General features: G+C 60.4%; 25 protein-coding genes. 9 read left to right on the forward strand and 16 right to left on the reverse strand.

Annotated elements, in window-relative coordinates; translation table 11 throughout:
- Positions 1-393 precede the first annotated feature (393 nt).
- From HU806_RS25500 to HU806_RS25510, 3 genes are all read left to right on the forward strand, one after another.
- Entirely contained in the window at positions 394-873 is a 480-nt protein-coding gene (locus HU806_RS25500) for a hypothetical protein (RefSeq protein WP_186615567.1), read from the forward strand.
- A gap of 12 nt (positions 874-885) precedes the next feature.
- The gene (locus HU806_RS25505) at positions 886-1,128 is read left to right on the forward strand and encodes a hypothetical protein (RefSeq protein WP_186615569.1); all 243 of its coding nucleotides are present in this window, start codon (positions 886-888) and stop codon (positions 1,126-1,128) included.
- 430 nt (positions 1,129-1,558) lie between these two features.
- Positions 1,559-3,562: a delta-60 repeat-containing protein gene (locus HU806_RS25510; RefSeq protein ID WP_186615571.1), complete on the forward strand. Its 2,004-nt coding sequence runs from the start codon at positions 1,559-1,561 to the stop codon at positions 3,560-3,562.
- Here HU806_RS25510 and HU806_RS25515 read toward each other — a convergent pair whose 3' ends face one another.
- A complete protein-coding gene (locus HU806_RS25515) occupies positions 3,563-4,459 on the reverse strand; it encodes an alpha/beta fold hydrolase (RefSeq protein WP_186615573.1) in 897 nt (298 codons plus the stop codon).
- 88 nt (positions 4,460-4,547) lie between these two features.
- Between HU806_RS25515 and HU806_RS26730 the strand changes: the two genes are divergently transcribed.
- Entirely contained in the window at positions 4,548-5,321 is a 774-nt protein-coding gene (locus HU806_RS26730; RefSeq protein WP_186615575.1) for a helix-turn-helix domain-containing protein, read from the forward strand.
- 248 nt (positions 5,322-5,569) lie between these two features.
- Here the strand turns inward: HU806_RS26730 and HU806_RS25525 are convergent, their stop codons facing one another.
- From HU806_RS25525 to HU806_RS25545, 5 genes are read right to left on the reverse strand one after another with little or no spacing between them, the layout of a single operon-like run.
- Positions 5,570-6,205 (reverse strand): SCO family protein, encoded by a 636-nt coding sequence (locus tag HU806_RS25525; protein WP_186615577.1) that lies wholly within the window; start codon positions 6,203-6,205, stop codon positions 5,570-5,572.
- The gene (gene cyoE, locus HU806_RS25530; RefSeq protein ID WP_186615579.1) at positions 6,202-7,101 is read right to left on the reverse strand and encodes a heme o synthase; all 900 of its coding nucleotides are present in this window, start codon (positions 7,099-7,101) and stop codon (positions 6,202-6,204) included. Before cyoE ends, HU806_RS25525 begins: the two co-directional genes overlap by 4 nt.
- The gene (locus tag HU806_RS25535; RefSeq protein WP_186615581.1) at positions 7,089-8,168 is read right to left on the reverse strand and encodes a COX15/CtaA family protein; all 1,080 of its coding nucleotides are present in this window, start codon (positions 8,166-8,168) and stop codon (positions 7,089-7,091) included. The genes cyoE and HU806_RS25535 overlap by 13 nt, the downstream gene beginning before the upstream one ends.
- Before the next feature lie 10 nt (positions 8,169-8,178).
- On the reverse strand, positions 8,179-8,772 hold the full coding sequence (locus tag HU806_RS25540) for a PA_0111/PP_0108 family redox-active disulfide protein (protein ID WP_186615583.1): 594 nt from the start codon (positions 8,770-8,772) through the stop codon (positions 8,179-8,181).
- Complete coding sequence (locus tag HU806_RS25545) at positions 8,738-9,475, reverse strand: SURF1 family protein (protein WP_186615585.1); 738 nt, start codon at positions 9,473-9,475, stop codon at positions 8,738-8,740. The genes HU806_RS25540 and HU806_RS25545 overlap by 35 nt, the downstream gene beginning before the upstream one ends.
- A gap of 70 nt (positions 9,476-9,545) precedes the next feature.
- Here HU806_RS25545 and HU806_RS25550 point away from each other — a divergent pair, with 70 nt between their 5' ends.
- Positions 9,546-9,749, forward strand: coding sequence for a twin transmembrane helix small protein (locus tag HU806_RS25550; RefSeq protein ID WP_186615587.1), 204 nt, complete (start codon positions 9,546-9,548; stop codon positions 9,747-9,749).
- A gap of 24 nt (positions 9,750-9,773) precedes the next feature.
- Here HU806_RS25550 and HU806_RS25555 read toward each other — a convergent pair whose 3' ends face one another.
- The 4 genes from HU806_RS25555 to coxB form a co-directional block, all read right to left on the reverse strand.
- Complete coding sequence (locus HU806_RS25555; RefSeq protein WP_186615589.1) at positions 9,774-10,661, reverse strand: cytochrome c oxidase subunit 3; 888 nt, start codon at positions 10,659-10,661, stop codon at positions 9,774-9,776.
- 24 nt (positions 10,662-10,685) lie between these two features.
- Positions 10,686-11,237, reverse strand: coding sequence for a cytochrome c oxidase assembly protein (locus HU806_RS25560; RefSeq protein WP_186615591.1), 552 nt, complete (start codon positions 11,235-11,237; stop codon positions 10,686-10,688).
- A gap of 39 nt (positions 11,238-11,276) precedes the next feature.
- A complete protein-coding gene (gene ctaD, locus HU806_RS25565; protein ID WP_135843045.1) occupies positions 11,277-12,869 on the reverse strand; it encodes a cytochrome c oxidase subunit I in 1,593 nt (530 codons plus the stop codon).
- Positions 12,870-12,951: 82 nt separating this feature from the next.
- Positions 12,952-14,079 carry a cytochrome c oxidase subunit II gene (gene coxB / locus HU806_RS25570; protein WP_186615594.1) on the reverse strand — a complete coding sequence of 376 codons (1,128 nt, stop codon included), beginning with the start codon at positions 14,077-14,079 and terminating at the stop codon, positions 12,952-12,954.
- A gap of 373 nt (positions 14,080-14,452) precedes the next feature.
- Here coxB and HU806_RS25575 point away from each other — a divergent pair, with 373 nt between their 5' ends.
- Positions 14,453-15,103 carry a hypothetical protein gene (locus tag HU806_RS25575; RefSeq protein ID WP_186615596.1) on the forward strand — a complete coding sequence of 217 codons (651 nt, stop codon included), beginning with the start codon at positions 14,453-14,455 and terminating at the stop codon, positions 15,101-15,103.
- 64 nt (positions 15,104-15,167) lie between these two features.
- Here HU806_RS25575 and HU806_RS25580 read toward each other — a convergent pair whose 3' ends face one another.
- The 3 genes from HU806_RS25580 to HU806_RS25590 form a co-directional block, all read right to left on the reverse strand.
- Positions 15,168-16,697 (reverse strand): SulP family inorganic anion transporter, encoded by a 1,530-nt coding sequence (locus HU806_RS25580; protein ID WP_186615597.1) that lies wholly within the window; start codon positions 16,695-16,697, stop codon positions 15,168-15,170.
- A 91-nt stretch (positions 16,698-16,788) separates the two neighbouring features.
- A complete protein-coding gene (locus HU806_RS25585) occupies positions 16,789-17,520 on the reverse strand; it encodes a carbonic anhydrase (RefSeq protein WP_186615599.1) in 732 nt (243 codons plus the stop codon).
- A gap of 199 nt (positions 17,521-17,719) precedes the next feature.
- Complete coding sequence (locus HU806_RS25590; RefSeq protein ID WP_186615602.1) at positions 17,720-18,778, reverse strand: PA0069 family radical SAM protein; 1,059 nt, start codon at positions 18,776-18,778, stop codon at positions 17,720-17,722.
- A gap of 185 nt (positions 18,779-18,963) precedes the next feature.
- Here HU806_RS25590 and HU806_RS25595 point away from each other — a divergent pair, with 185 nt between their 5' ends.
- On the forward strand, positions 18,964-19,638 hold the full coding sequence (locus HU806_RS25595) for a phosphatase domain-containing protein (protein WP_186615604.1): 675 nt from the start codon (positions 18,964-18,966) through the stop codon (positions 19,636-19,638).
- A 4-nt stretch (positions 19,639-19,642) separates the two neighbouring features.
- Here HU806_RS25595 and HU806_RS25600 read toward each other — a convergent pair whose 3' ends face one another.
- The 3 genes from HU806_RS25600 to prlC form a co-directional block, all read right to left on the reverse strand.
- Positions 19,643-21,631, reverse strand: coding sequence for a M3 family metallopeptidase (locus HU806_RS25600; RefSeq protein ID WP_186615606.1), 1,989 nt, complete (start codon positions 21,629-21,631; stop codon positions 19,643-19,645).
- Between the two features lie 115 nt (positions 21,632-21,746).
- A complete protein-coding gene (locus HU806_RS25605) occupies positions 21,747-22,025 on the reverse strand; it encodes a YheV family putative zinc ribbon protein (RefSeq protein ID WP_186615608.1) in 279 nt (92 codons plus the stop codon).
- Positions 22,022-24,073 carry an oligopeptidase A gene (gene prlC / locus HU806_RS25610; RefSeq protein WP_186615610.1) on the reverse strand — a complete coding sequence of 684 codons (2,052 nt, stop codon included), beginning with the start codon at positions 24,071-24,073 and terminating at the stop codon, positions 22,022-22,024. The genes HU806_RS25605 and prlC overlap by 4 nt, the downstream gene beginning before the upstream one ends.
- 98 nt (positions 24,074-24,171) lie before the next feature.
- Between prlC and HU806_RS25615 the strand changes: the two genes are divergently transcribed.
- Entirely contained in the window at positions 24,172-24,717 is a 546-nt protein-coding gene (locus HU806_RS25615) for a gamma carbonic anhydrase family protein (protein ID WP_186615612.1), read from the forward strand.
- A 28-nt stretch (positions 24,718-24,745) separates the two neighbouring features.
- Entirely contained in the window at positions 24,746-25,396 is a 651-nt protein-coding gene (locus HU806_RS25620) for an HAD family hydrolase (RefSeq protein ID WP_186615614.1), read from the forward strand.
- The last annotated feature ends 95 nt before the right edge of the window (positions 25,397-25,491 follow it).

Below are 25,491 nucleotides of genomic sequence, written 5' to 3' on the forward strand. Positions count from 1 at the left end.
GACAGCATGGGCAGCTCGCAAAAGCTGCATTTTGCCCAAGTGGGTCAGTTTTCAACCGGTAGGGTGGGTCAGTTTTGCATCGGTACTGACAGTTTGAGACGCGCTTGTACAACTTCGATTACCTTGGGCTACTAAACCCGACCACTGATGGGCAGTGGCAAGACGACAATAGAACCCAGGAACAAGGCGCACAAGCCGGCGGATTCTGGCGTAGTTGTAGGCAAAGGCGCAAGGATGCGTAGCTAGATGGACGTTGTAGGCGGGGGCTGTAGGAGAGGAGTGTTTTGGCGATGCGGGTGGGTTATTTTGCTCAATCCAGCGATACGAAATGATTTGAATACAATCCGCTCGTTGTAGAGAATCGCCACCTTTTACCTCGAAAGGACACGGGCGATGAAGTTCGAAAGGACTTTCCAATACATGGGCAATCACGGGATCGTCTTCAACGTCTCGCAGATCACCCTCACCGACAGCGAACGTGGGCGCTTGCGCGAGCTGCATTTTGGCGAGGCAAAACATGCTCACTATGAGGTCAACAGCAAGGTCGTCGAGGTGTACGACAAGATGCTGGCCAAAAACCTGCCGTGCGTGATGATGATCGGGATCTCCAAGCCGCTGACCCGGCAACAGGGCGACGCCCTCAACGCCCAGCGCACCACGATCGCCACCCTTGCGGCCGCGGCCTTCGCTTCCGCCGCCAAGGCTGTGGCCCCCCCTTACGTGGCGGCAACTGTAGGGGTGGGTGTGCGCATGTATGCCAATGAAATTCTACCCACCTACCATGCTGGCGACGTACTGGTCAGCATCGAGGCGCAGGTCAACGGCGGCATCGGCCCGCAACGCACTCTCTCGACACTGATCATCAAGACCTGACCGGAGACGTACATGTCCGACATTACTCAATTGGTCATTGCCTTGGTGGTGTCCTTTCTGCTCGATCGATTCCTCAAACCCTATCTGCTACGCAAGTGGCTAGGCGTGGTGTTGGTGGTGGCGGGTGCGGTTGGCTGCGTTTTGGCCGGTCAGACCCGCGTGCTGGGGTTTGATCTGGGGTTACTGTCGATTTTTGCCGTGGTGATAGGGATGGGGTTGTTCATGAAGCGGCGGCGGTTTGAGGAGGTTGGCTGAGCGGAAAAAGGGGCGGATCTCACATCAGAAAAGATCCGGGTCGCCTATGGAATGCTAGCGATATATAGCTAAAGCTAGCTAGTTCAGCTAGCGCTAGCTATCTTTCTGTAGGTTTTGGTATTTTTGCGCAGAAATCGGAGATAAACCACGATTTGGGCTCATCTATAATCGGACTGTCAGTCGTGGTCTGTCCCCGTTTCCCCCTGCATTATTTCAGGTAAACCGCATCGTCTGGTTTTGCGACTGCTGCGCAGTCGAGCGGGAGCAAGCTCCCTCGCCACGGGATTATTGTTCGGCTTGATTTCGCTTAGCTGGTTGCACCGATAGCAGAGCAGGAGATCGTCTAAGAACCTCCCTCCGTCTCGTAAAATGGCAACCTGACTGACCCCTGTCTATAGTCTTTGACGCCAAATCTATCGGAGGCATGGACATGACCCAGAGCATTTCGCCCGCCGCTTCAGCTGCGCTGAACACCGGCATGGTCGCCACGACCTTATGGGGCTCGGACAAGATCGCAGGTATTACGGTCGATCCGGACGGTGCTATCTGGCTTGGCGCTTATAGTCGCCTGGGGCTGGGAGGCGAAGAGGATTCAGGCTTCACCGCCAGCCTGGTCCGGTTCAATGCCGACGGTAGCCTGGACCGCAATTACAGCGGAGACGGTAAATCCCTGCTCCCTGTGGCGCTCGATATCGAGGACGGCGGTAATGGCGCCGTGCAGCCGGGAGGGGGCTACCTGGTGGCGCGCTACGTGAAAGTAGGCGACGCCTGGGTGTCGGGCGTCAGTCGTACCTTGGCGGACGGCAGCCTTGATACAAGTTTCGGCAACGGCGGCGCTGCGACAGTGCCTTTCTACTGGAATGAAGACCTAGGCCAGCAAGCGTCGTTCTCCGTGCAACGCGACGGCAGCTTTTTCGCCAGCGCCGCGTATCCCTCTGGGGAGATCTATATCGCTCGCTTCGACGCGACGGGGACTTTGGTTTCGTCTTTTGGAGAGGCTGGGGTCATGCATCTGCCAGCGTCCGTGGGCATTCACCCCGGCCGCACGATCGATGTTTCGCTGCAGGCAGACGGGAAGGTTTTGGTCACGGGGCAAGCTACCCTGACCCGCCTCAACCCGGACGGTACTCTGGACAGCAGCTTTGCCAACGGCGGCAGCCTGGCCCTGGATGTTCATGCAAACGCCCTCGTCATTCAGGATGACGGCAAAATCCTGCTGGCGGGCGCCTCGGGCGGCGTGGCGAGCGTTATCCGACTCAACGCCGACGGCTCGCTCGACACAAGTTTCGGTGATCAGGGCCAGGTACGTTGGGGCTCGGAAAGCGCTCCTTTCGCAGTCACCGACATGATCGTGCTGGCCGACGGCAGGCTATTGATTGGTGGAAGCCAAGGTACCCGCGCGGACGGTTATCTGGCCGCCTTGGTTCAGTTGAACCCCGACGGTAGCCTGGACCACAGCTTTGGCAATCCCGACGACGGCTATTACCACCTCGACGGTGGCCGCGATGATGACTTCTTGCTCGGTACCGACTCGTTCGACGATGCGATCTCTGGCGGGGCCGGCAACGATCTGCTCGATGGCCAGCAAGGTCGTGACCTGCTGACGGGCGGCGCCGGGGCCGATACGTTCCATTACCAATCAGTCGCAGACAGTTACCGAACCGCAACCGCGGCCCATAGCGACCGAGTCACCGACTTCGACCCCAGCAGCGACACGCTGGACCTTTCCTCCCTGGGCTTCCTCGGGCTGGGCAATGGGTATGACGGAACGCTGGCGATACGCGTCAATGAAAGCGGGACGCGGACCTACCTCAAAAGTTTTGAAGCCAACGCCGATGGGGAACGCTTCGAAGTGGTCTTCGACGGTAACTTGGGCCAAGCGCTGAATGAAACCAACCTCCTGTTTCAGCAAGCCAGGTTGATGGGCACCGAAGGGGCCGATCATTTACAAGGCAACGCTCGAGGCGAAATCATCGAAGGGCTCGCGGGCGATGATCGCCTCTCTGGAGCGCTAGGCAATGATGTATTGGTTGGCGGAGCGGGCCGGGACCTATTGACGGGTGGCGGCAACAACGATGTGTTCCGCTTCGATGCCCTGAGCGACAGCTACCGTACCGCCACCGAAAACCACACCGATCGCCTGATCGACTATACGGTGGGTGAAGACACGATCGATTTGTCCGCCCTGGGCTTTACCCGTCTGGGAAATGGTTACAACGGCACGCTGGACGTGATTTTCAATGAAGCCAAGAACCTGACTTACTTGAAAAGCTACGAACCCGACGCCTCCGGGGCCCGATTCGAGTTGAGCCTGGTAGGGGATCACTCCGGTTACCGTAACTTGAATATCACCTTCGTCGAGCCCCCGGAAGAGGACGTCTTTCAATTGATTGGAGTGGCTGACTCCCTGGCGTCGATACATAGCCAAAGCTAGTTAGCTAAGCCAGCTTTGGCTATCTTTCAGCAGAAAGGCCTTGAGGTGTTGAATCACCTGCTCTGGTTGGTCTTCATGAACATACAACTTGGCCTTGTCGATGCTGATAAAGCCGGCAAGGTTGCCAAAGCTTCGGCTCATCTCAATGGCATACGGCTCAGGAAAGGTATCGTCCTGCCGCCCCCAGATCAGTAAGGTCTGTGCCTTGATCTGGCCATGAAGACGGCTCAAGGCATCGAGCTGCGGCCAATCGAGCACTGCGATAAAGGCGCACCGGGCTTGCTCCATGCTCTGCGCGGACTGGATCAGCGGCGCGATAAAGCGCCGATGAAAGCTGCCGAGCAAGTGCTGGTGATCGTAGAGCGTTCCGCCAAACCCCCGCTTCGAACACAGATAGGCAGCACTTCTTAGCTGGATGCGAGCCAGCGCGCCATATCCCGGTAACCAACGCGCCAGTTGTTTGTAAAGACGCTGGTTGGGTGCGCGATGCCCAGGTATTTCACTATTGAGCAGAATCAACTTGGCCACGCGGCGGGCGTCCCAAAGTGCAAGGTAGCGGGCGGCGATACCGCCGCTGTCATTACCCAACAGGCTATAGCCCTGCGCAATGCCCAGGGCCGCAAGTAAACCCTGGAGCAGACGCGCCTGGCCGGCGGGGCTCAGATCATGTTCTGTTGACCAGGCTGTCATGCCTGCGCCAGGGAGATCCGGCACAATGCAACGAAAGCCTGAGGCAAGCGCATCGACCAACGGCGCAAAGGTATCGCCATTAAGTGGCCAGCCGTGCAGCATCAGCAGTACCGGACCTGTTCCATAGTCGCGATAACCAAAACGCAGCCCTTCGATACTGATGAACTGATGCGGTGCGGCAAGAAAGCCGCTGGCGTATGCATTCATTGTGCTGCCTCAAGTGCTGTGGAGTTTCGGCCAATGTAGTGGCAGCCAGGGCGAGCGACTTGTAAGAACCAACTGACTTGAGGACACCGTGCAGAATTTTTTGATCCTGGGCAATCAGCTCACCCTGTATGTCGGGCCGCTACCCGACATCAGCCTCCATCGACATAGCGCCAGCGCTCTATGCCTGGGGTTACAGGCGCCGATTCAGGCACGAGGCACCGACGCAAGCCTATGGCAGCGTTACGATCAGTTATTCGTGCCAGCAGGTGTCGAGCATGCTTTGGCGTTTGCCGGGCAACCTGTGGCGGTGTTGTTTTTTGAGAAACAGAGCCGCCTCTACCAACAGTTGCTGCTGCGTTACAACCTATCTACCGAGCACTTGAGCGATCCCGGGCCGAGCGCTGGCAACTGGCTGACGGAACTCAAAGGGTTGACGGGCCGCGATGTGCAGGAAGGCGAAGCCCTTCTCGGGCAAATCGCCATGCGCTTGCTGCCCGATACGAGCGAGTCGAACCACTCAGACCCACGGGTACTCAAGGTGCTGGATGCGATGCAGGCGCAGCCCCAGCGCAATTTCACCACCCAGGAACTGTCGGCCCTCGTTTGTTTGTCGCCAAGCCGCCTTTCTGCACTGTTCAACCAGGCCATGGGGCTGCCGCTGAGGCGCTACCGGGTGTGGCTGCGTCTGCGCGCGCTGGTCGGTTTTGTCAGCCAGGGGCTATCGCTAACCGAAGCCGCGCAGATGGCGGGGTTCAGCGACTCAGCCCACTTCAGCAACAGTTGCCGCAAGCTACTGGGGGTCAAGCCGACTGACGTGCTTGCTGGCGATGATCTACGCATCCTCTTTTCCAACCGTCTGTGAACGGCCTTGATGATCCTCGCTACACATTGCGTCGATCTCAAAACCACCATCAAGAACAGAGTCAGGGTCTGTAAAGCGACCTGGCGCAGAGCAGCTTTTGTGGCGAGGGAGCTTGCTCCCGCTGGCCTGCGCAGCAGGCCCCTGCGTTTTTTCAGGCAAACCGCATCGTCCGGTTTTGCGACTGCTGCGCCCGAAACGTCGGACCGGCCGAGCGGGAGCAAGCTCCCTCGCCACAGGTACTGCCTCGTTTATTTCCGCTTAAGCATCTCCGGCAACTGCGCCACCAACTTCTGATTGTTCAACGGCGCCCGAATAAACCCACGTTGGGTACCGTCCGGGCCAATCACGGCGAGGTTGCCGCTGTGATCAACCGTGTAGTTGGGCTTGCTGGTGTCCGCCGGAATAAAGGGAATGCTCACCGCATTGGCAAGTTTCTGCAGGTCTTCGACGGATGAAGCGGTCAGGCCTTTGAATTGCGGGTCGAAGTAGCCCAGGTATTGCTTGAGCTGCTTGGGGGTGTCGCGGTTCGGGTCGACGCTCACCAGTACGATCTGCAACTTATCCACAGCCTCGGGCGGCAGCTCGCTCTTGATCTGGCGCAGTTGGGCGAGGGTGGTCGGGCAGATGTCGGGGCAGAAGGTGTAGCCGAAGAACAGCAGGCTCCATTTGTCTTTCAACCCGTCCATCGCCACCGGCTGGCCGTCCTGGTCGGTCATTTTCACGTCCGGCAGGCTGCGGCTTTGCGGCAGCAGGATGATGCCGGCGTCGATCAGCGCGGTCGGGTCGCCCTGGCCTTTGCTGGAAAGCACTTTGTTGATGGTCAGGCCGAGGATCACTGCGATCACAGCCGCAAGGATGAAGACGGTTTTCTGGGTTCGAGTCATAGGCTCAACAGTAGGTAGTGATCAACAAGCAGGGCGATGAACAGCAGGAACAAGTACCAGATAGAGTACTTGAAGGTGTTGATCGCCGCGTGCGGCCGACTGCCACGGTACAACACCACGGCCCATTGCAGGAACCTGGCACCCAGCACCAAGGCACAAATCAGGTAGAGCAACCCGCTCATCTGGATCACGAACGGCATCAGGCTCACCGCCAGCAGCACCAGGGTGTACAGCAGGATGTGGATCTTGGTGTAGTGCTCGCCGTGGGTGACCGGCAGCATCGGAATGTCCGCCTTGGCGTATTCCTCTTTGCGATGAATCGCCAGCGCCCAGAAGTGTGGCGGGGTCCAGGCGAAGATGATCAGCACCAGCAGCAGCGGTTCGGCGCTGACATGACCGGTGGCCGCGACCCAGCCCAGCAGTGGCGGCGCGGCGCCAGCCAGGCCGCCGATGACGATGTTCTGCGGCGTTGCCCGTTTCAGGAAACCGGTATAGACCACCGCATACCCTAGCAACGAGGCGAGGGTCAGCCAGGCCGTCAGCGGGTTGGTGAACGCCAGCAGCATCGCCTGGCCGGCCACCGCCAGTGCCAGGGCGAAGGTCAGTGCGGCGGCCGGTGAAACCCGGCCCTCGGCCAGTGGTCGCTTGTGGGTGCGAGCCATGACCGCGTCGATGCGCCGGTCCACCACATGATTGACCGCCGCCGCGCCACCGGCGCACAGCGCAATCCCCAGGTTGCCGAACACCAGCACCGTCCACGGCACGCCGGCACGGGTGGCGAGGAACATGCCGACCAGCGAGGTGATCAGCATCAGCACCACCACTTTGGGCTTGGTCAGCTCCAGGTAATCGCGCCAGATCGCCTGGCTGTGGCGTTCGCCGGTCAAGGTTGCCATGGCATCGCTCCTTTAATCGTGATGGGCCCGACGCCGTGTTTGTGCGCATTGAAGCGCCAGCGCAGCGGGACCTGATGCTTGACCCGGACCAGGCTGGTCCGGGCGTGATAGTTGACCAGCACCAAGGTCAGCAACAGCGCTGCGCCCCCGGCGTTGTGCGCCACGGCCACCGGCAGCGGCAAGTGAAATATGACGTTGCTGATACCCAAGGTGATTTGCGCGGCGAGCGCGGTGAGAACCAGCCCCGCCAGTCGGGTCATGCCCACCGTTTTCAACTGCCAGGCCAGTCCCAGCAGCACGAGCGTTACCAGCAATGCGCCGATGCGATGAGTCACGTGGATGGCGGTCCGGGCGTCGCTGTCCAGTTGCCCGCCCAGGTAGTTCGGGCCGATGTGCTGGGTCAGGTGAAAGCCATTGGCGAAATCGGCGGGCGGCATCCATTGGCCGTGGCAGGTCGGAAAGTCGATGCACGCCACGGCGGCGTAGTTGGAACTGACCCAGCCGCCCAAGGCGATCTGGCCGATCACCAGCAGCAGTCCGGCGGTGGCCCAATGTTGCAGGCGCTTGGGCACGGTCAGCGCGGGTAATACGCCAGACAATCTCAGCGTCAGCAGGAACAGCAGGCTCAACGTCGCGAATCCGCCCAGCAAATGCCCGGTGACCACTTGCGGCCAAAGCTTGAGCGTCACGGTCCACATGCCGAACGCCGCTTGGGCGAATACCACCGCCAGCAGGAACAGCGGCAATTTCAAAGGCTGGCCGGGCCGGCGACGGTTCATCCAGGCCCGGGCGGCCAGCGCGGTAATCATCAGCCCCAAGGCTCCAGCGAAATAGCGATGGACCATCTCGTTCCAGCCTTTATGGGCTTCCACCGGAGCATCGGGAAAATGCAGTTCGGCATGGGCCAGTTGGGCTTCGCCCTTGGGCACGCTGATGAAACCGTAGCAACCGGGCCAATCGGGGCAACCGAGGCCGGCGTGAGTCAGGCGGGTGTAGGCGCCCAACAGTACGACAATCAATGCCAGCAGCGTGGCAAACAGCGCGAGGCGAAATCCAGGCTTGGCCATGTCGATGCCCTCATCCGATGTTCGACAGTTTCAGCAGATGCCGCAGGTCGTTGAGCAAATCCTTGCCCTTGACCCGGGCGTCGTAGCGCAGCACCAGGTTGCTGTGGGGATCGATAATCCACAGCTGGGCGCCGCCGGAACCCTGGGCGCCTTTCTGATACGCCGGCAGGTCCAGCGGGTAGCGCTGCAATTGCGGGTATTCGCGCTGCAGTTGGGCGTCGTATTCGGCGTCCAGCGGTTGCGCAATCGCCAGCGCGTGGCTGGCGCGTCCGGCATCGCGGCCCAGGCCGATCTGTACCTGCCGGGCCAGGTAAACCAATTGCCGGCAGTCCACCGAACACTCCTGCGGCGCCGTCACCAGGATCTGCCAGCGTTGCTCGTCGGCCTGTACGCCAATCTCGGCGCGGGTCTGGCCATTGCCAATCAGCTCGCCGTGGTAGCTGCGGCTGTCGGGCACCCAGAACTGGAATTTGTACATGCCGGTGGCGAGGATCATCGGGCCGATCACGCCCAGCACAATCAACAGCAATTGCACGCGCCCCTTGCGCCGGCTGCGCGCCGTGGGTGCCTCAGACATGTTGGTTGGATTCATGGTGGTGCCCATGGTGTCTCCCTGCGTTGTGCCATCCCAGATAAAGGAAAAGGCCGAACAGTGCCGCCGCCATGGCAAACCACTGCACGGCATAACCGAGGTGTTTTTCCGGCCCCATGGCCACCACCGGCCAATCGGTCCGGTAGGCGCCGGGGCCGCTTTGTTGTCTCAGTTCGTAGGCGAAGCCGCCGCGGCCCAGTTCGGCCCAGAGCTTGTTTGGCTCGACGGTGGTGACCAGTCGCGGCCACGGTGCGCTGGCCGGGTCGGCATGCAATTGGAACGTGGCGCCAGGCGCGACATAGACCCACGCCTGCACGTCGACCGTTTGTTCGGGGGTGCTGAAGACCGGCGGGGTGCGGCGATCAGGCCACGGCAGCCAGCCACGATTGACCAGCAGCCACAGTCCGGTGGCATGGTCGAGGAACGGTTGCAGCAACTCGACGCCGACCTTGCCGTCGTGCTGGCGGTTATCCAGCAGCAGGCTGTGCTCGGCGTCGAACTGGCCGTGCAGGCTGACGGGGCGAAAGGCCGGGTCCGCCGTGCGTTGCAGTTCGGCGCTGTCCATTGGCGCCGCCACGCGACGCTCGGCGTAGGTGTCCATGAGCACGCGCTTCTGTTCGCCCCGGCTCAATTGCCAGAACCCCAGGCACACCATCACCGGCACCAGCACGGCAACTACCAATGACGGCACGATGCCCGGCCGGAAGCCTTTCATGGCGCCGTCCGCAAGCTGTTGAACGAGATAGCTATACTCACGTGCATCGCGTCCCCCCGGAGTGTCCCTAATGCTCAAAGCAGCCATCGCCCTGATGCTGATTGCCACAGTTGCCAGCCTGTTCAGCGGCCTGTTTTTTCTGGTCAAGGACGACAGCCGTTCCAATCGCCTGGTCATCGCCCTGGCGATTCGTGTTGCCTTGGCCGCTGTCACCGTCGGCTTGATCGCCTGGGGCTTTTTCAGCGGCCAGTTGGTGTCGCATGCTCCTTGGTAAAGAGCCGCCCTGATAACGGCTGCCTCAGAGGATGTAGACGAAGAAGAACAAGCCGATCCACACCACATCGACGAAGTGCCAGTACCAGCTCGCGGCCTCGAAGCCGAACTGATGCTCGTTGTCGAAGTGCCCGCGCATGATGCGCATCAGCATCACGAACAAAATGATCGTGCCGATGGTGACGTGGGCGCCGTGGAACCCGGTGAGCATGAAGAACGTCGCGCCGTAGATCCCCGAGCCCAAGGTCAAGCCCAGCTCTTTATAGGCGTGGATGTATTCCTCGGCCTGGAAGCCCAGGAAGGCACAACCCAGCAGCACGGTGATCGCCAGCCAGATTTTCAGCGCACCGCGATGACCTTTTTTCAGGGCATGGTGGGCGATGGTCACGGTGACGCTGGAAGTGACCAGCAGGATCGTGTTGAGCAGCGGCAAGCCCCAGGGGCTGATCACGTCCTTGGGAGGTGGGAAGAGTTTCGGATCGGGGTTGTTCAGTAGCGGCCAGACGTACTCGAAGTTCGGCCAGAGCATCTCCGACAAACCCTTGCTGCCTTCACCGGCCAAGCCCGGCGCGGAGATCGTGCGCACATAGAACAGCGCACCGAAGAAGGCGATGAAGAACATCACTTCGGAAAAGATGAACCAGCTCATGCCCCAGCGGAACGAGCGATCGAGCTGTGCGCTGTACAGCCCGGCGCGGCTTTCCTTGATGACCGCGCCGAACCAGCCGAACAGCATGTAGGCCACCAGCAGGCCGCCGACGAAAAAGATCAGCGGGCCATGGGAATCCGGGCGGTCGGCTTTCAGGTCGTTGAACCAGGTCGCCAGGCCATACACCGTGACGAACATCCCGACCGTGGCGATGATCGGCCATTTGCTCTGGGCCGGAACGTAATAGTGTTCGTGAGTTGCCATTTATTGTTCTCCTTATCGGGCACGCTATCGCTCAGTGTTTACGGCCACCGGTGGATGACGGGCAGTGATGTCGAACAGCGTGTAGGACAGCGTCAGGTGCTTCACTTCCTTGGGCATGTCCCGGTCGACGATGAAGCGCATGGGCATTTCGATGCGTTCGCCGGGTTGCAGCACTTGCTGGGTAAAACAAAAGCATTCGGTCTTGTGGAAATACGCCGCGGCGTTGCTCGGTGCGATGCTCGGTACCGCCTGGGCACTCATCGGTCGGTTGGTGGGGTTGTGGGCGACGAACACCATCTCGTTGACCGCCCCCGGCTGGACCACCAATTGATCGCCTTTGGGGTAGAAGTTCCAGACCATGTCCACCGCGTTGGTCGACAGGAACTGCACCCGCACCTGCCGCGATTCGTCGATGGTCTGCTCGCCTTCGTACTGCCCGCCGGTCTTGCCGTTGATGCCGAACGCCTTGCACATCACGTCGTAGATCGGCACCAGGGCAAACCCGAAGATGAACATCGCCACCACCACCAGCAACAGGCGGGTGACCAGCTTCTTCAGCGAAATCGAATCAGCCATGGCGTCCGGCCCTCATCGAAAACCCTAGGGGAGCGGTGTTCATTTCACTTCCGGCGGCGTGGTGAAGGTGTGATACGGCGCCGGCGACGGCACGCTCCACTCCAACCCTTCGGCGCCATCCCACGGCTTGGCCGGTGCCGGCTCACCGCCGCGGATGGTCTTGATCACGATGAACAGGAAGAAGATCTGCGTGGTGCCGAACATGAACGCACCGATGGATGAAACCATGTTGAAGTCGGCGAACTGCAGGTTGTAGTCGGGAATCCGCCGGGGCATGCCCGCCAGGCCGACGAAGTGCATCGGGAAGAACGCCAGGTTCATGCCGACGAACGACAGCCAGAAATGCAGCTTGCCGAGGGTTTCGTCGTACATGTGGCCGGTCCATTTCGGCAGCCAGTAGTAGGCCGAGGCGAAGATCCCGAAGATCGCGCCAGGCACCAGCACGTAGTGGAAGTGCGCGACCACGAAGTAGGTGTCCTGGTACTGGAAGTCCGCCGGCGCGATGGCCAGCATCAGCCCGGAGAATCCCCCGATGGAAAACAGGATCACGAACGCCACGGCAAACAGCATCGGCGTCTCGAACGTCAGCGAGCCTTGCCACATGGTGCTCGCCCAGTTGAACACCTTCACCCCGGTGGGCACGGCGATCAGCAGGGTGGCGTACATGAAGAACAGCTCGCCCACCAGCGGGATGCCGACCACGAACATGTGGTGCGCCCAGACGATAAACGACAGGAACGCAATCGCGGCTGTCGCGTAGACCATCGAGGTGTAGCCGAACAGCGGCTTGCGCGAAAAAGCCGGGATGATCGAGCTGACGGCGCCGAAGGCCGGCAGGATCATGATGTACACCTCGGGGTGGCCGAAGAACCAGAACACGTGCTGGAACAAGACCGGGTCACCACCGCCGGCGGCACTGAAGAAACTGGTGCCGAAGTGGATGTCCATCAGCATCATCGTCACGCAGCCGGCCAGCACCGGCATCACCGCGATCAGCAGGAATGCGGTGATCAGCCAGGTCCAGACGAACAGTGGCATCTTCATCAAGGTCATGCCTGGGGCACGCAGGTTGAGAATGGTGGCGACCACGTTGATCGCGCCCATGATCGAGCTGATGCCCATCAGGTGGATGGCAAAGATGAAGAACGTCACGCTTTCCGGCGCGTAGGTGGTGGACAGCGGGGCGTAGAAGGTCCAGCCGAAGTTCGGCCCGCCGCCGGGGGTGAACAAGGTCGACACCAGCATCAGGAACGCCGCCGGCAGCAACCAGAAGCTGAAGTTGTTCATGCGCGGCAGGGCCATGTCCGGCGCGCCGATCATCAGCGGGATCATCCAGTTGGCCAGGCCGACGAACGCCGGCATGACCGCGCCGAAGACCATCACCAAGCCGTGCATGGTGGTCATCTGGTTGAAGAACTCCGGCTGGACGATCTGCAGGCCAGGCTGGAACAGCTCGGCGCGGATCACCATGGCGAACGAGCCGCCCAACAGGAACATCGAGAACGCGAACCACAGGTACAGCGTGCCGATATCCTTGTGGTTGGTGGTCAGTACCCAGCGCATCAGGCCCTTGGCGGGGCCGTGGGCGTGGTCGGCACCGGCATGACCGTGGTCATCGATCACAGCACTCATGTCCTGTCTCCTTCGAACGAATGGGCTGGACGGTGCGGGACGATGAGCCCCGACCGGTTACGGGAACAAACGTCAGGCCGGCTCATTGGCTTTCTGCCTGTTTGAGTTCCAGCACTTCTTTAGGCGTCACCATGTCGCCCTTGTTGTTGCCCCAGGCGTTACGTTCATAGGTCACGACGGCGGCAATATCGACTTCCGACAACTGCTTGCCGAACGCCGCCATGGAGGTGCCGGGCTTGCCGTGGAAGACGATGTTCAGGTGATCCTTGATCGGCCCCGTGGCGATTTTCGAGCCCTTGAGCGCCGGGAACATCGGCGGCAGGCCCTGGCCTTCAGCCTGGTGACAGGCCACGCAGGTGGTGTGATAGACCTTGTCGCCACGCTCAACGAGTTCTTCGCGCGTCCATTCCTTGCTGGTCAGCTCCTTGAGCTGCGCAGCTTCGGCCTTGCGTTCGCCCAGCCATTTCTCGTAGTCGGGCTTGCTCTTGACCTCCACCACGATCGGCATGAAGCCGTGATCCTTGCCACACAGCTCGGCGCATTGGCCGCGATACAGGCCGGGCTTGTCGACACGGGTCCAGGCTTCGTTGACGAACCCGGGAATGGCATCGCGCTTGACCGCGAACGCCGGCACCCACCAGGAGTGGATCACGTCGGCGGAGGTCACCAAAAAGCGCACCTTGGCATCGACCGGCAGCACCAGCGGCTTGTCGACCTCCAGCAGGTAATGCTCGCCCTTGGCGCTCTGGTTATGGATTTGCTCGGCGGGGGTCGCCAGGTTGCTGAAGAACTCGACGTCCTGGCCCAGGTATTTGTAATGCCACTTCCATTGATAGCCAGTGACCTGGATATCGATCTCCGACTCGCTGGAGTCGTACATCTTGATCAGGGTGGCGGTCGCCGGAACCGCCATGGCCACCAGGATCAGCAGGGGCACGATGGTCCAGAGGATTTCGACGCGGGTGTTTTCGTGGAAGTGCGCGGCATTCTGGCCGGTTGAGCGGCGGTGCATCATCATCGACCAGAACATGGCGCCGAAGACAATGACGCCGATGACCACACAAATCCAGAAGATGGTCATGTGCAGGTCGAATACTGCGTTGCTGATCTGTGTCGCTCCAGGCGCCATATTCACAGTCCAGGCCGCTTGTGCCTGACTGAAAATCGACCACAACAGGAGGCCCATCCATACGTGTGGATGTCGCGTCATTGCGGGTTCCCCTTATCGTTCTTGTTATCCCGTAGGCGTAAAGCCTGCGGCAAGGGATCGGCTATTCAGACTGCTTAATTGACTCGCCGCGCCTTGCTGCATATGCAATCGGGTGTCATCAGCTAACTCCATTCCAACCCGAGTATAGACAGCACCTGCAACCTCGCAACGCGATGGCGTAAATCGTTTGAAACAGCCGGGGCTTGCGCTAGAGCCCACGAATGGAGAAGGATGTGAACCTGAGTGATGGCAAACCGATATAACAGCGACGTATCAAGGAAGGGGCAGTTATGAAAAATAGGTCTTAGGAGTCGTTTTGCGCCAGCTAAGTTATGTCATTCCTATTTCATTGCCGTTGTTTACTGGAGTTGTCATGAACACCGCCGCATTGCGCGAGCAGATCCAAAAAGCCCAACAACATGAGGCCGAGACCGGCCTGTTGCGCCGTCAACTAACGGCCCAACTGCCAAGCCTGCACCGTGCCATCCAATTGCCGGACGCCGACGCCAATGACGTCCTGGCGCGGTTTGTCGCTGCCTACATCGAAGAAGTCCCCGACCTGCTGGACGCCGCTAATGACGTCGCCAAGGAGGCGGGTATCGAGTCGCAAATCAAACCCGTACTGAAAATTGCCGAACAGTATTTCCTCCAGCCGCCGACAATCATGGCCGGGCATGTCGGGCTCGACAGCCTGTTGGACGAAGCTTACCTGGCGCACCGGTTTGTCGAAGAGGTCAACGACCTGTACATCAAGCATTTCGGCCAGCCACTGATCCCCTTGGACATGACGGTGGCCAATCTGATTGCGCACCAGTTGATCGGTGAGACATTTGCCAACCAACTCGATGAGGTGGTGCATCACACGTTCGATGAGATGCTCAACGACGAGACGTTTGCATTGGAGTCGGTAGAGACCTACCGCGAGAAACTCAGCAGCCCACAGACCGGCGCGGCCTGGAAGCGCTGGCCGTGCATGTCACGCCGCTTGGGCGTGGGCCTGGAGTTGGATCAACCGGCGGCTTGATCCGTAACGACAGCGAGAACCCTGGAAGCGAGCCAGCTCGCTTCCAGGGTTCTTGATGGCGATGTCAGGAAGCCGTTGCGCCCACCCCAACGGTTGTACGCAATCGGCCTTCCAGCCGACGCTTGAGTCCGCGCGATTCAATCAATAGCTTCGAACCCTTGCTGGCATTCGCCCGGCCCCATTCCTCAAGCAATTCCAGGCACGAGTGGTCGATGTAGCTCAGGTTGTTGAGCGGCACATGCACGGTCGCGCCTTCCGGTACGGTATTGAGCACTTGGGTCAGCGCGGGGACCTTCAGGAAGGTTGCCGCGCCCACCAGGCGCAATTCCATCTCACCGTCCTGGGGCAGATCGATCAGGCTGATCTTCAGGCGCGAGGCTTTCCACGCCAGTTTCGCCAAGGTCAGGCCGAAACCGATCAGCACGCCGGTCAGCAGGTCGGTGAAGATGATTGCCAGCGCCGTCGCGGCGTAGGTGAACATCGGCATCCGCCCATAACGGCCCAGACTGCGAAACGCCTTGAGGTCCACCAGTTTGAAACCGGTGTACACCAACACGCCCGCCAGGCTCGCCACTGGAATGCTTTGCAGCACGCTGGACAACAGGAGCACGAACAGCAGCAGCCACAGACCATGGAAGATCGTCGACATCCGCGTGGTTGCGCCGGCCTGCACGTTGGCGGAACTGCGCACAATCACACCCGTCATCGGCAGGGCGCCGAGCAAGCCGCAGAGCATGTTGCCGATACCTTGGGCAGACAGTTCGCGGTCGAAATCGGCGCGCTCGCCGCTGTGCATCCGGTCCACGGCGGCGGCCGAGAGCAAGGTTTCGGCGCTGGCGATGAAAGCGACGGCGAACGCCGCGATCAGCACCGACGGGTCGGCCAGGTTCAGCAGATCGGCGGGGCGCAGCCAGTCGATGGCTTCGGCCATATTTTCTGGGACTTCCACGCGCTTGACCTGCAAGGCCAACAACAGACTCGCAACCGTTGCCAGGCCAACGCCGAGCAGGGCGCCGGGAACGAAGCGCAGGCTGTGGGGGCGAAATTTTTCCCACAACCACATCACCGCGATCGTCGACAGGCCGAGCAGACCCGCCTGCCAGCCGAACGACGGCAAAGCCTGGGCCACTGCCGCGGGGAACGCCGCCAGGTTATCCAGTCCCGAGGGCTTGGGCGCTGCGTCGAGCATCACATGGACCTGGGACAAAATGATCAGCACGCCGATACCGGCCAGCATGCCGTACACCACTGCAGGCGCGGTGACCCGGAACCAGCAACCGAGGCGAAAGCGTCCGGCCAATAACTGCAGGAGACCGGCCAGCAGCAGGATCGGCCCGAGCATTGCCACGCCATGCTGGCGCACCAGCTCGAAGACCAACACCGCCAGACCGGCGGCTGGGCCGCTGACTTGCAGCTTGGAACCGGCCAGGAAACCGACCACCAGTCCACCGATGATGCCGGTGATCAGACCTTTGGCGGGCGGTAGTCCGGACGCGATGGCGATACCCATGCACAAGGGCAGCGCCACCAGAAACACAACCACGGAAGCCAAGAGCTCCCGTGGCAGAACAGCTTTTAATTGAGCAGCACGCATGGCGACTCTCCCGAAGATTTCTTCAGGCATGGCGAGGCCCGCCCGCGAAAAAGCGGGAAGGCTCGAACCATGCAAGGATTTTTAGGAGCGCTTAGAAGCGCGCTTTGGGCGTCGCCACTGGTATCGGATGGCTGCCATCGAGCGGCAGGAAACAACCCCGGTCCGCGTCAAAGGCTTTGATCTCGCTGGTCTCGATGTTGTACACCCAGCCATGGATGAACAACTGGCCGCTGGCCATGCGAGAAGCCACCGAGGGGTGCGTTCGCAAATGCTGCAACTGCGCGATCACGTTCTCTTCGGTGAGGATGGGCATGGTCTGCTTCTCATCACCGCACGGGCAGTTGTCGTGAACCATGGTCTTGGCCACTTCGGCGTGGCGCAGCCAGGCTTTTACCGTCGGCATTTTTTCCAGGGTGTCGGGGTTGAGCACCGCACGCATGGCGCCGCAATCGGAATGGCCGCAGACGATGATGTGTTGCACACCGAGGGCCAGCACGGCGTATTCGATGGCGGTGGAAACGCCGCCGTTCATTTGCCCATAAGGTGGTACGACGTTGCCGACGTTACGGGTCACGAACAGGTCGCCGGGGGAGCTATGGGTGATCAGCTCGGGCACGATGCGCGAATCGGCGCAGGTGATGAACATGGCCCGTGGTGTCTGGGCGGTGGCGAGTTTCTTGAAGAGTTCTTCCTGCTGGGGAAAGATCTCGTGATGGAAATGCAAAAAGCCGTCAACAATATGCTGCAGCGCTGCATCGGCGGTTTCCGCCTCGGGTTGGGCTGAAGCCGACGCAGCCAACGGCTGTTTATCCTTGTCACTCATGATTCATCCTCTTTTGACGGTATGACGCCAGTGGCTAAAACATCCAGGTCGACATCTGCGACCCGTCAGTCACTCGCTGAACAAGGTAGCGGCCGAAACTTAACTCAAACTGAAATCGAAGGCTCTAGGACAATGATTTCAGGGGTGGCGAAACACTGGCGCGGCTCATGTCCAGTGGACTTTTCTGGGTCAACTTTAATCAAATCAACGACATCTGTCGGCCCGGCGGACAGAAGGCAGCGCAGTCAAGATTGTATCCGTCGCGTCGCTCCAGTCCCAGGCGCTTGAGCGTCTTGGCAAAGCGCTGGGCCAGCAGGTCGGCGAACGGGCCTTCGCCGCGCATTCGCGCACCAAACCGGCTGTCGTACAGCTCACCGCCGCGGCTCTGGCGCACCAGGCTGAGCACGTGAGCGGCGCGTTGCGGATAGTGCGCCTGCAGCCACTCTTCAAACAGCGGCGCCACTTCCAGCGGAAGGCGCAGCATCACGTAGGCGGCGTTCTGCGCGCCGGCGGCGTGGGCTTCGGTCAGCAGGCTCTCGATCTCGCTGTCGTTGATCATCGGGATCATCGGTGCGCAGAGCACGCCTACGTTGATGCCTGCCTCACGCATGACCCTGATCGCCCGCAGCCGCGCCTTGGGCGCCGCCGCCCGGGGTTCGAGAATGCGCTTGAGTTCGTCGTCCAGGGTGGTGAGGCTGATCATCACGTGCACCAGGCGTTGGCTTGCCAGCTCGGTCAGCAGATCAAGGTCACGCAGGATCAGCGAGCCCTTGGTGACGATGGTCACCGGATGCCGATAACGCAGCAGTACTTCGAGAATCCGTCGAGTAATGCGCTGTTCCCGTTCAATCGGCTGATAAGGATCGGTGTTGGAACCCAAGGCAATCGGCGCGCACTGATAACCGCGCCGGGACAGTTGTTCTTCCAGTACATCGGCGGCGTTGGTCTTGGCGATCAACTTGGTTTCGAAATCCAACCCCGGCGACATGTCCCAATAGGCATGGCTGGGCCGTGCGTAGCAGTAGATGCAGCCGTGTTCGCAGCCTCGGTAAGGATTGATCGAACGATCGAACGGGATATCGGAGGAGGTGTTGCGGGTAATGATGGTCTTCGCCGTTTCGATGCGCACCTCGGTGCCTTGGGTGGGCGGGACTTCCTGGTACCAGCCATCGTCCTCAACCACCGAACGACTCGGGGCGAAGCGGTTATGCGGGTTGGTGGCGGTGCCGCGACCGCGGGGCGGTAGGGAGACGGACATGGGGGATACTCCGAAAGCTGTATGTGCATACAGTATTCCGCGAATCCAGTTTAGGCCAGTGCCATTCGGCAGGCCGCGCCCGCGCCCTTGGCCCCTGGCTGATTCACAGCGCGTTGACATCTTTCTCACAGGTCTTTAACCGGAGCGAGCCGAGACTGCAGCCTTTCCAACTTCTGGTTAACGTCATGTCCAAGCGCTTCTCTGTGTTGATGCTCTGCCTGGCCTTGCTTGCGGTGGCTGACGCTGCGGCGCAAGCCGCCGATGGTGCGCAGAGACCCGATGAATGGGCCCAGCCAGTGGCCGAGCGCTACCACCTGTTCCAGATGTCGCCCACGCTTTATCGCAGCGCCTTGCCGGACGGCGCTGCGTTGCCCTTGCTGGCGAAACTCAATATCGGCACCGTTATCACATTCCTGCCCGACTCGGATGCCAGCTGGTTGTCGACCCCCGGCATCCGGCAGGTGCAGTTGCCTTATCGCACCAATCACGTCGACGACAGCGACATCCTCAACGCCTTGCGCGCCGTCCAGGCCGCCGAGGCCAACGGCCCGGTGCTGATGCATTGCAAGCACGGCTCGGACCGCACTGGACTGGTGGCCGCCATGTACAGGGTGGTCGTCCAGGGCTGGGGCAAGGAGGACGCCTTGGACGAAATGACCGAAGGCGGATTCGGCGACAGCCACCACTTCAAGGATGGCGTTCGGTATGTGATGCAGGCTGATGTGGATAAGCTTCGTCTCGCCTTGAAGAACGGCGATTGCAGCACCAGCGTCTTCGCGCTCTGCTCGTTGAAAAGCTGGGTGAACTCAACGACCACCGCACACCACCTCGACCCTCGGGCGGTGCTGCCCGAGCGATGATCGTTCAAGGCCCTAAAAATGCCTGGATCGATTCAGACAGCGGCCGTGAATCGCCCGGCTCGAATAGCGTTTCGCGCAACGCCTGGCCGGTCTTACGATTGAATAGTCCGTCACGCTCGACTCTTTGGAAGACAATATCCGCAGCTTTGTTGGCCCATAAGTAGGAATAAATCCTGGCCGCATAGCCGGTGACCATATAGTCCAGGCCATTGGGCCAGCGTTGGTTCGTGAATTGGGGCAGGTGCGCGACTTGCATGCTGATGCGATCGAATATTTGCTGGGCCGTACGTCCGTCCCCATGGCTGCGGTGCAGCTCGATGTCGAATAGCGCATCGCGCAAGGAATCGGCAGTGTTCCAACTGGTCTGGGTTTTGAGATAGATCAGCAATTGATCGGCAATCTTGTCCGGGATGGGCGTCCCGGTACGGTGATGCTTGGCTACACGGACCAGGAACTGTTTCGAGAGGCACCATCGCTCGAACAATACCCCGGCAAACTCGGCGGTATCCCGAGAAAGCTCGGAGATACCCGAAACGTCGTGATATTCCGCCCGGGTCAATACGTGGTGCAGGCAATGGCCAAGCTCGTGAAACAGCACCCGTAGTTGCCTATGATCCAGTAATACAGGACTCGCCCCTGGGCTTTGCGGCAACCAGGCGTGCAATGTGGCAATGGGATATCGAGGCCGACCTTCGGCGGTGATGCGCCGATTCTGCAGGGTGCTGGTGTGGGGAAAGCCGTCCTCTCCCGCCTTTTCAAACGGATCGAAATAAATATAACCAAGGGTCTCGCCCCGTTCGCGAACTTCAAAAAGACGCACCTGCGGATGCCAGGTCGTCGCGTCTTGGCGCTCGAGGATATCGACGCCAAACAGATCCTTTGCGATCAGTAGCAGTTGTGAAAACGTCGATTCCAGTTCAAACCAAGCGCTGACTGTTTGCTCCGAAACGCCTGCCATTTGCTGGCGTAGTTGTTCGGCGAGGTATTGATAGTTCCAGAACTGGAGCTTGCTGGAGCCTTGCTGTGCGGCGAATTTCTCCAATTGTCCAGCGTCTTGGAGAAACGTAGCTTGTTGCTGTTCGAGTACGCCCTCCAGGAACGACACGACCTGTTCCGGCGATTGCGCCTGCTCCGGCTCGATCGCCATTTCAGCGAAGTTCGCATAGCCCAACAAGACTGCTAGCTGATGACGATCACTGACTAATTGGCGAAGTACTTCGCCGTTGTCGAACACGCCGGCATTGGGTCCTTGGTCCGATGCGCGGGTGCTGTAGGCGACGTACATCTGCTTGCGCAGCGCAGAGTTGTCAGCATAGCGGGTGACAATGCGAAACGATTCGTCGTTGAGTCTCAGCAACCATCCCGTGCGACCCTGTTCAAGCGCCTGATCGGCCATGCGCTGCTTGAAGGAAGACGGCAAGCCTTTCAGTTGTTCCTCATTATCGAACGTTTTACTCCAGGCTTTGTTGGCCTCCTGCAAGTGCTCCAGGAACAACATCCGGGCGCCTCGGATACGAAGCGTCAGATTCTCGAATTTTTCTTGCGAGGGAGAAGCTATCCCGTTTTGGTAGAACCGTGAGAGGATTTTTTTCAGTGTTCTTTTTCTTGCCGCAGAGAAGTGCATAGCAACCTGACTGTCCGCCAAGCGCTGGTAAAGTTGGAACAACTGGGGATGTTGTATCAGTGAACGCTGGAAATCCCGTAGCGGCTCTTCGCAATCGAGCGAAACCTGTTCCCAGGCGTCTCCGGTCCTGGTGGAAGCCAGGCGCTCCAGCACATAGCCAAACCCCTTGAGGCGCGCATGAATTTCATCCATGGCCAGCACCAAATCGTCCCAGGTGGGAAAGGGCGCCTGGGTCCTGATGATCTCGGCGACTTTGGCGCGGCTCTCGTTGATTATCTGATCGAGGGCCGGGGAAAAGTGTTCGGCTTGAATCCTGGAAAAAGGCGGCAGGTCATAGCGCTGTAACAGCGGGTTTTCGGTGGGGTGCATGGAGACTTCCTGTCAGTCTGAACGTGTCGGACCAGTCTGAAGAGGAAGGGTTTGACGCGGCGGTATATATGTATCGCTTCCGGGCCGTGAGGCCCGGAAGGTGATGCCGAAAATTTCAGTCGGTTTTTTTCTTCAACTTGGGGTTGGGGAAGAACTGTACCGCCTGGACCTTCACGTCAGGCGCCTTCAGCGCCGATGTGTTGACCCGAGTGCCCAATTCCTTGGGCACCGACAAGCCTTGCTCGTTGAGCGTGTCGGAATAACCGCATGCCACGCATTCGCGATGCGGCACGCCGTCTTCGTTCCACATCATCAACTTGTCCGGCTCACTGCACGCCGGGCAGACCGCCCCGGCGATGAAGCGTCGTTTGGTAATCACAGGCCCCTCGCTCATGCTGCCGCGTCCTCACTCAGGCCGCTATGGCGCAAGAGTGCGTCAATCGATGGCTCGCGGCCACGGAAGTCGACGAACAGCACCATCGGTTCCTGGGAGCCGCCGCGCGCCAGGATCGCCTCGCGGAAGGCGCGACCGGTGTCGGCGTTGAGCACGCCGTCTTCTTCGAATTTGGAGAAGGCATCGGCCGACAGGACTTCTGCCCACTTGTAGCTGTAATAACCCGCCGCGTAGCCGCCGGCGAAGATGTGGGCAAAGCTGTTGGGGAAGCGGTTGTAGGCCGGTGGACGCATGACCGACACCTCGTCACGCACGCCTTCGAGCACTTGCAGCACGCTGCGGCCATCGCCGTGGGTGGCGTGCAATTCGAAGTCGAACAGCGAGAACTCCAGCTGGCGGACCATCATCAGGCCCGATTGGAAGTTTTTCGCCGCGAGCATTTTCTCCAGCAGGTCCTGGGGCAGCGGCTCGCCGGTTTCGTAGTGGCCGGAGATCAGCGCCAAACCTTCGGGCTCCCAGCACCAGTTCTCCATGAACTGGCTCGGCAGCTCGACGGCGTCCCAGGCCACGCCGTTGATGCCGGACACGCCGGCATGTTCGACGCGGGTCAGCAGGTGGTGCAGGCCATGGCCGAATTCGTGGAACAGCGTGGTGACTTCATCGTGGGTCAGCAGCGCTGGCTTGCCGCTGTCGGCCGGGGTGAAGTTGCACACCAGGTTGGCGACCGGGCTTTGCAGCACGCCGTCGAAGGTGCGCCGACGGTCGCGGGCACCGTCCATCCAGGCACCGCCACGCTTGTTGGCGCGGGCGTAGAGGTCGAAGAAGAAGCGGCCGACGTGCTGACCGTTCTCCTTGATTTCGAACAGGCGCACGTCCGGGTGCCAGCTGTCGAAGCCTTTCAGCTCGGCGATCTCGATGCCATAGAGACGCTGGACGATGGCGAACAGGCCGCTCAACACCTTATCGATCGGAAAGTAGGCGCGCAGGGCTTCCTGGGCGACGCTGTAACGCTGCTGGCGGAGTTTTTCACCGTAGAAACCGCTGTCCCAGCTTTGCAGATCGGCGCAGCCCTGTTCGGCGGCGAAGGCTTTCAGTTGTTCCAGGTCCTGGGCGGCGAACGGTTTGCTGCGCTTGGCCAGGTCGCGCAGGAAACTGAGGACCTGATCGCTGGACTCGGCCATCTTGGTCGCCAGGCTCAGCTCTGCGAAGTTGGCAAAACCCAGCAGCTTGGCCAGTTCCTGGCGCAGGTCGAGGATCTGCTCCATCACCGGGCCGTTGTCGTTCTGGCCGGCGTTCGGGCCTTGGTCCGAGGCACGGGTGCAATAGGCGGCGTAGATTTCTTCGCGCAGGGCGCGGTCTTCGGCGTAGGTCATCACCGCGTAATAGCTGGGGAATTCCAGGTTGATCAGCCAACCGTCCAGTTCCTTGGCCTGGGCAGCGGCGGCCATTTGCGCCTTGGCCGAGTCGGTCAGGCCGGCAAGGGCGGCTTCGTCTGTGACGTGCTTGGTCCAGGCCTGGGTCGCGTCCAACAGTTGGTTGGAAAAGCGGCTGCCCAGCTCGGACAGTTTGCTCTGCACCTCGGCGTAGCGTTTCTGCTGCTCGGGCGGCAGGTCGATACCCGACAGGCGGAAGTCGCGCAGGGAATGTTCCAGGATGGTTTTCTGCGCCACATCGAAACCGGCCGCCTCGGGGCTGTTCGCCAGAGCTTCGAAGGCCTGGAACAGTTCGCGGTTCTGGCCCAGCTCGGTGGAATAGGCACTCAGCGCCGGCAGGCAAGCCTCATAGGCTTCGCGCAGTTCCGGGCTGTTACGCACGGCGTTCAGGTGACTGACCGGGCTCCAGGCAGCGCCCAGGCGATCATTGAGCTCGTCCATCGCCAATACCAGGCCGGCCCAGGTAGGCTGCTGGACTTGGGTCTTGAGGATTTCGGCGATGGCGGCACGGTTGTCAGCCAGAATCTGCTCGATGGCCGGTTGCACGTGTTCGGCACGGATCGCCGAGAATGGCGGCAGGTCGTAGGGCTGCAAAAGAGGGTTGTTCACGCTCACGGTTGACACCTTGGCTGGAGAAACATGCGCCCATCTTAATTACAATCGACGTTCACCGCAGCTAGCAGCGCCTATCACCGGATAAGAGAGAGCCTATCGTGACCCTTCGCACCTACCAGAACCACAGTCCGCGGCTTGCCCGTGGGGCTTTTGTCGACAGCACCGCGGTGGTGATCGGCGACGTCGAAATCGGCGAAGACAGCTCCGTCTGGCCGCTGACGGTCATTCGCGGCGACATGCACCGCATCCGCATCGGCGCCCGCACCAGTGTCCAGGACGGCTGCGTGCTGCACATCACTCACGCCGGTCCGTTCAACCCCGATGGATTCCCGTTGCTGATTGGCGACGACGTGACCATCGCCCACAAGGTCATGCTCCATGGCTGCTCCGTCGGCAGCCGGATCCTGATCGGCATGGGCAGCATCGTCATGGACGGCGCCGTGGTCGAGGATGACGTGATCATCGGCGCCGGCAGCCTCGTGCCGCCGGGCAAACGCCTGGAAAGCGGCTTCCTTTATGTCGGCAGCCCGGTGAAGCAGGTCCGGCCGCTGACCGATAAGGAGCGGGCTTTTTTCACCTACAGCGCGGCGAATTACGTAAAACTCAAGGATCTGCATCTGGCCGAAGGCTACGACCGGCCCTGACCCGTCCCGCCATAGCCGAGGATTTTTCATGCACTACCAAACCGTACTGTTCGACCTCGACGGCACCCTCACCGACCCACGGGAAGGCATCACTCGTTCGATCCAGTTCGCCTTGAGCAAACTGGGTATCGATGAACCCGACCTGACCCGCCTCGAACACTTCATTGGCCCGCCGCTGTTGCAAGCGTTCATGCAGTTTTATGACTTCGACGAAGCGAAGGCCTGGGAAGCGGTGAACTTCTATCGCGAACGCTTCAAGGTCACCGGCCTTTACGAGAACCGCGTCTTCGATGGAGTGCTGCCCCTGCTGGAAACCCTCGGCGGCCAGGGCCGGCAGCTGTACATCGCCACGTCCAAACCCTGGGTCTTCGCCCGGGAAATCGCCCGTCATTTCGACTTCGCCCGACACTTCAAGGTGATCTACGGCAGCGAACTGGACGGCACCCGCACCCATAAAGTCGAGCTTATTGCTCACCTGATGGCCGAAGAAAACCTCGATCCGAGCAACACCCTGATGATCGGCGACCGCAAGCACGACCTGATCGGCGCCCGCAGCAACGGCCTGGACGCGGCAGCGGTGGGGTATGGGTTTGGCAGTTTCGAAGAGCTGAGCGCTGAAAACCCGGTGCATCATTTCCAGACGCTGGATGAGTTGCACCGGGCGTTTTTGCGGGGGTGACGATGTGGCGAGGGAGCTTGCTCCCGCTCGGCGGCGCAGCCGTCGTAGACCGGCTCATGCGGTTTATCTGGAGAATGCGTCAGTCTGTTTTGGGG

Origin of the sequence: Pseudomonas sp. SWRI154 (genome assembly GCF_014268645.1) — a bacterium.
Taxonomy (GTDB): Bacteria; Pseudomonadota; Gammaproteobacteria; order Pseudomonadales; family Pseudomonadaceae; genus Aquipseudomonas; species Aquipseudomonas marvdashtae.

Bases quoted from the DNA above. Each gene is read 5' to 3' on its own strand.
- HU806_RS25510 (WP_186615571.1), top strand. From the start codon at position 1,559: ATGACCCAGAGCATTTCGCCCGCCGCTTCAGCTGCGCTGAACACCGGC.
- HU806_RS25550 (WP_186615587.1), top strand. From the start codon at position 9,546: ATGCTCAAAGCAGCCATCGCCCTGATGCTGATTGCCACAGTTGCCAGC.
- cyoE (WP_186615579.1), bottom strand. From the start codon at position 7,101: ATGGCAACCTTGACCGGCGAACGCCACAGCCAGGCGATCTGGCGCGAT.
- HU806_RS25515 (WP_186615573.1), bottom strand. From the start codon at position 4,459: ATGAATGCATACGCCAGCGGCTTTCTTGCCGCACCGCATCAGTTCATC.
- HU806_RS25575 (WP_186615596.1), top strand. From the start codon at position 14,453: ATGAACACCGCCGCATTGCGCGAGCAGATCCAAAAAGCCCAACAACAT.
- HU806_RS25605 (WP_186615608.1), bottom strand. From the start codon at position 22,025: ATGAGCGAGGGGCCTGTGATTACCAAACGACGCTTCATCGCCGGGGCG.
- HU806_RS25525 (WP_186615577.1), bottom strand. From the start codon at position 6,205: ATGACTCGAACCCAGAAAACCGTCTTCATCCTTGCGGCTGTGATCGCA.
- HU806_RS25535 (WP_186615581.1), bottom strand. From the start codon at position 8,168: ATGGCCAAGCCTGGATTTCGCCTCGCGCTGTTTGCCACGCTGCTGGCA.
- HU806_RS25620 (WP_186615614.1), top strand. From the start codon at position 24,746: ATGCACTACCAAACCGTACTGTTCGACCTCGACGGCACCCTCACCGAC.
- HU806_RS25560 (WP_186615591.1), bottom strand. From the start codon at position 11,237: ATGGCTGATTCGATTTCGCTGAAGAAGCTGGTCACCCGCCTGTTGCTG.
- HU806_RS25600 (WP_186615606.1), bottom strand. From the start codon at position 21,631: ATGCACCCCACCGAAAACCCGCTGTTACAGCGCTATGACCTGCCGCCT.
- coxB (WP_186615594.1), bottom strand. From the start codon at position 14,079: ATGACGCGACATCCACACGTATGGATGGGCCTCCTGTTGTGGTCGATT.
- HU806_RS25540 (WP_186615583.1), bottom strand. From the start codon at position 8,772: ATGGGCACCACCATGAATCCAACCAACATGTCTGAGGCACCCACGGCG.
- HU806_RS25585 (WP_186615599.1), bottom strand. From the start codon at position 17,520: ATGAGTGACAAGGATAAACAGCCGTTGGCTGCGTCGGCTTCAGCCCAA.
- ctaD (WP_135843045.1), bottom strand. From the start codon at position 12,869: ATGAGTGCTGTGATCGATGACCACGGTCATGCCGGTGCCGACCACGCC.
- HU806_RS25555 (WP_186615589.1), bottom strand. From the start codon at position 10,661: ATGGCAACTCACGAACACTATTACGTTCCGGCCCAGAGCAAATGGCCG.
- HU806_RS25590 (WP_186615602.1), bottom strand. From the start codon at position 18,778: ATGTCCGTCTCCCTACCGCCCCGCGGTCGCGGCACCGCCACCAACCCG.
- HU806_RS25595 (WP_186615604.1), top strand. From the start codon at position 18,964: ATGTCCAAGCGCTTCTCTGTGTTGATGCTCTGCCTGGCCTTGCTTGCG.
- HU806_RS25545 (WP_186615585.1), bottom strand. From the start codon at position 9,475: ATGAAAGGCTTCCGGCCGGGCATCGTGCCGTCATTGGTAGTTGCCGTG.
- HU806_RS25500 (WP_186615567.1), top strand. From the start codon at position 394: ATGAAGTTCGAAAGGACTTTCCAATACATGGGCAATCACGGGATCGTC.
- HU806_RS25505 (WP_186615569.1), top strand. From the start codon at position 886: ATGTCCGACATTACTCAATTGGTCATTGCCTTGGTGGTGTCCTTTCTG.
- HU806_RS25580 (WP_186615597.1), bottom strand. From the start codon at position 16,697: ATGCGTGCTGCTCAATTAAAAGCTGTTCTGCCACGGGAGCTCTTGGCT.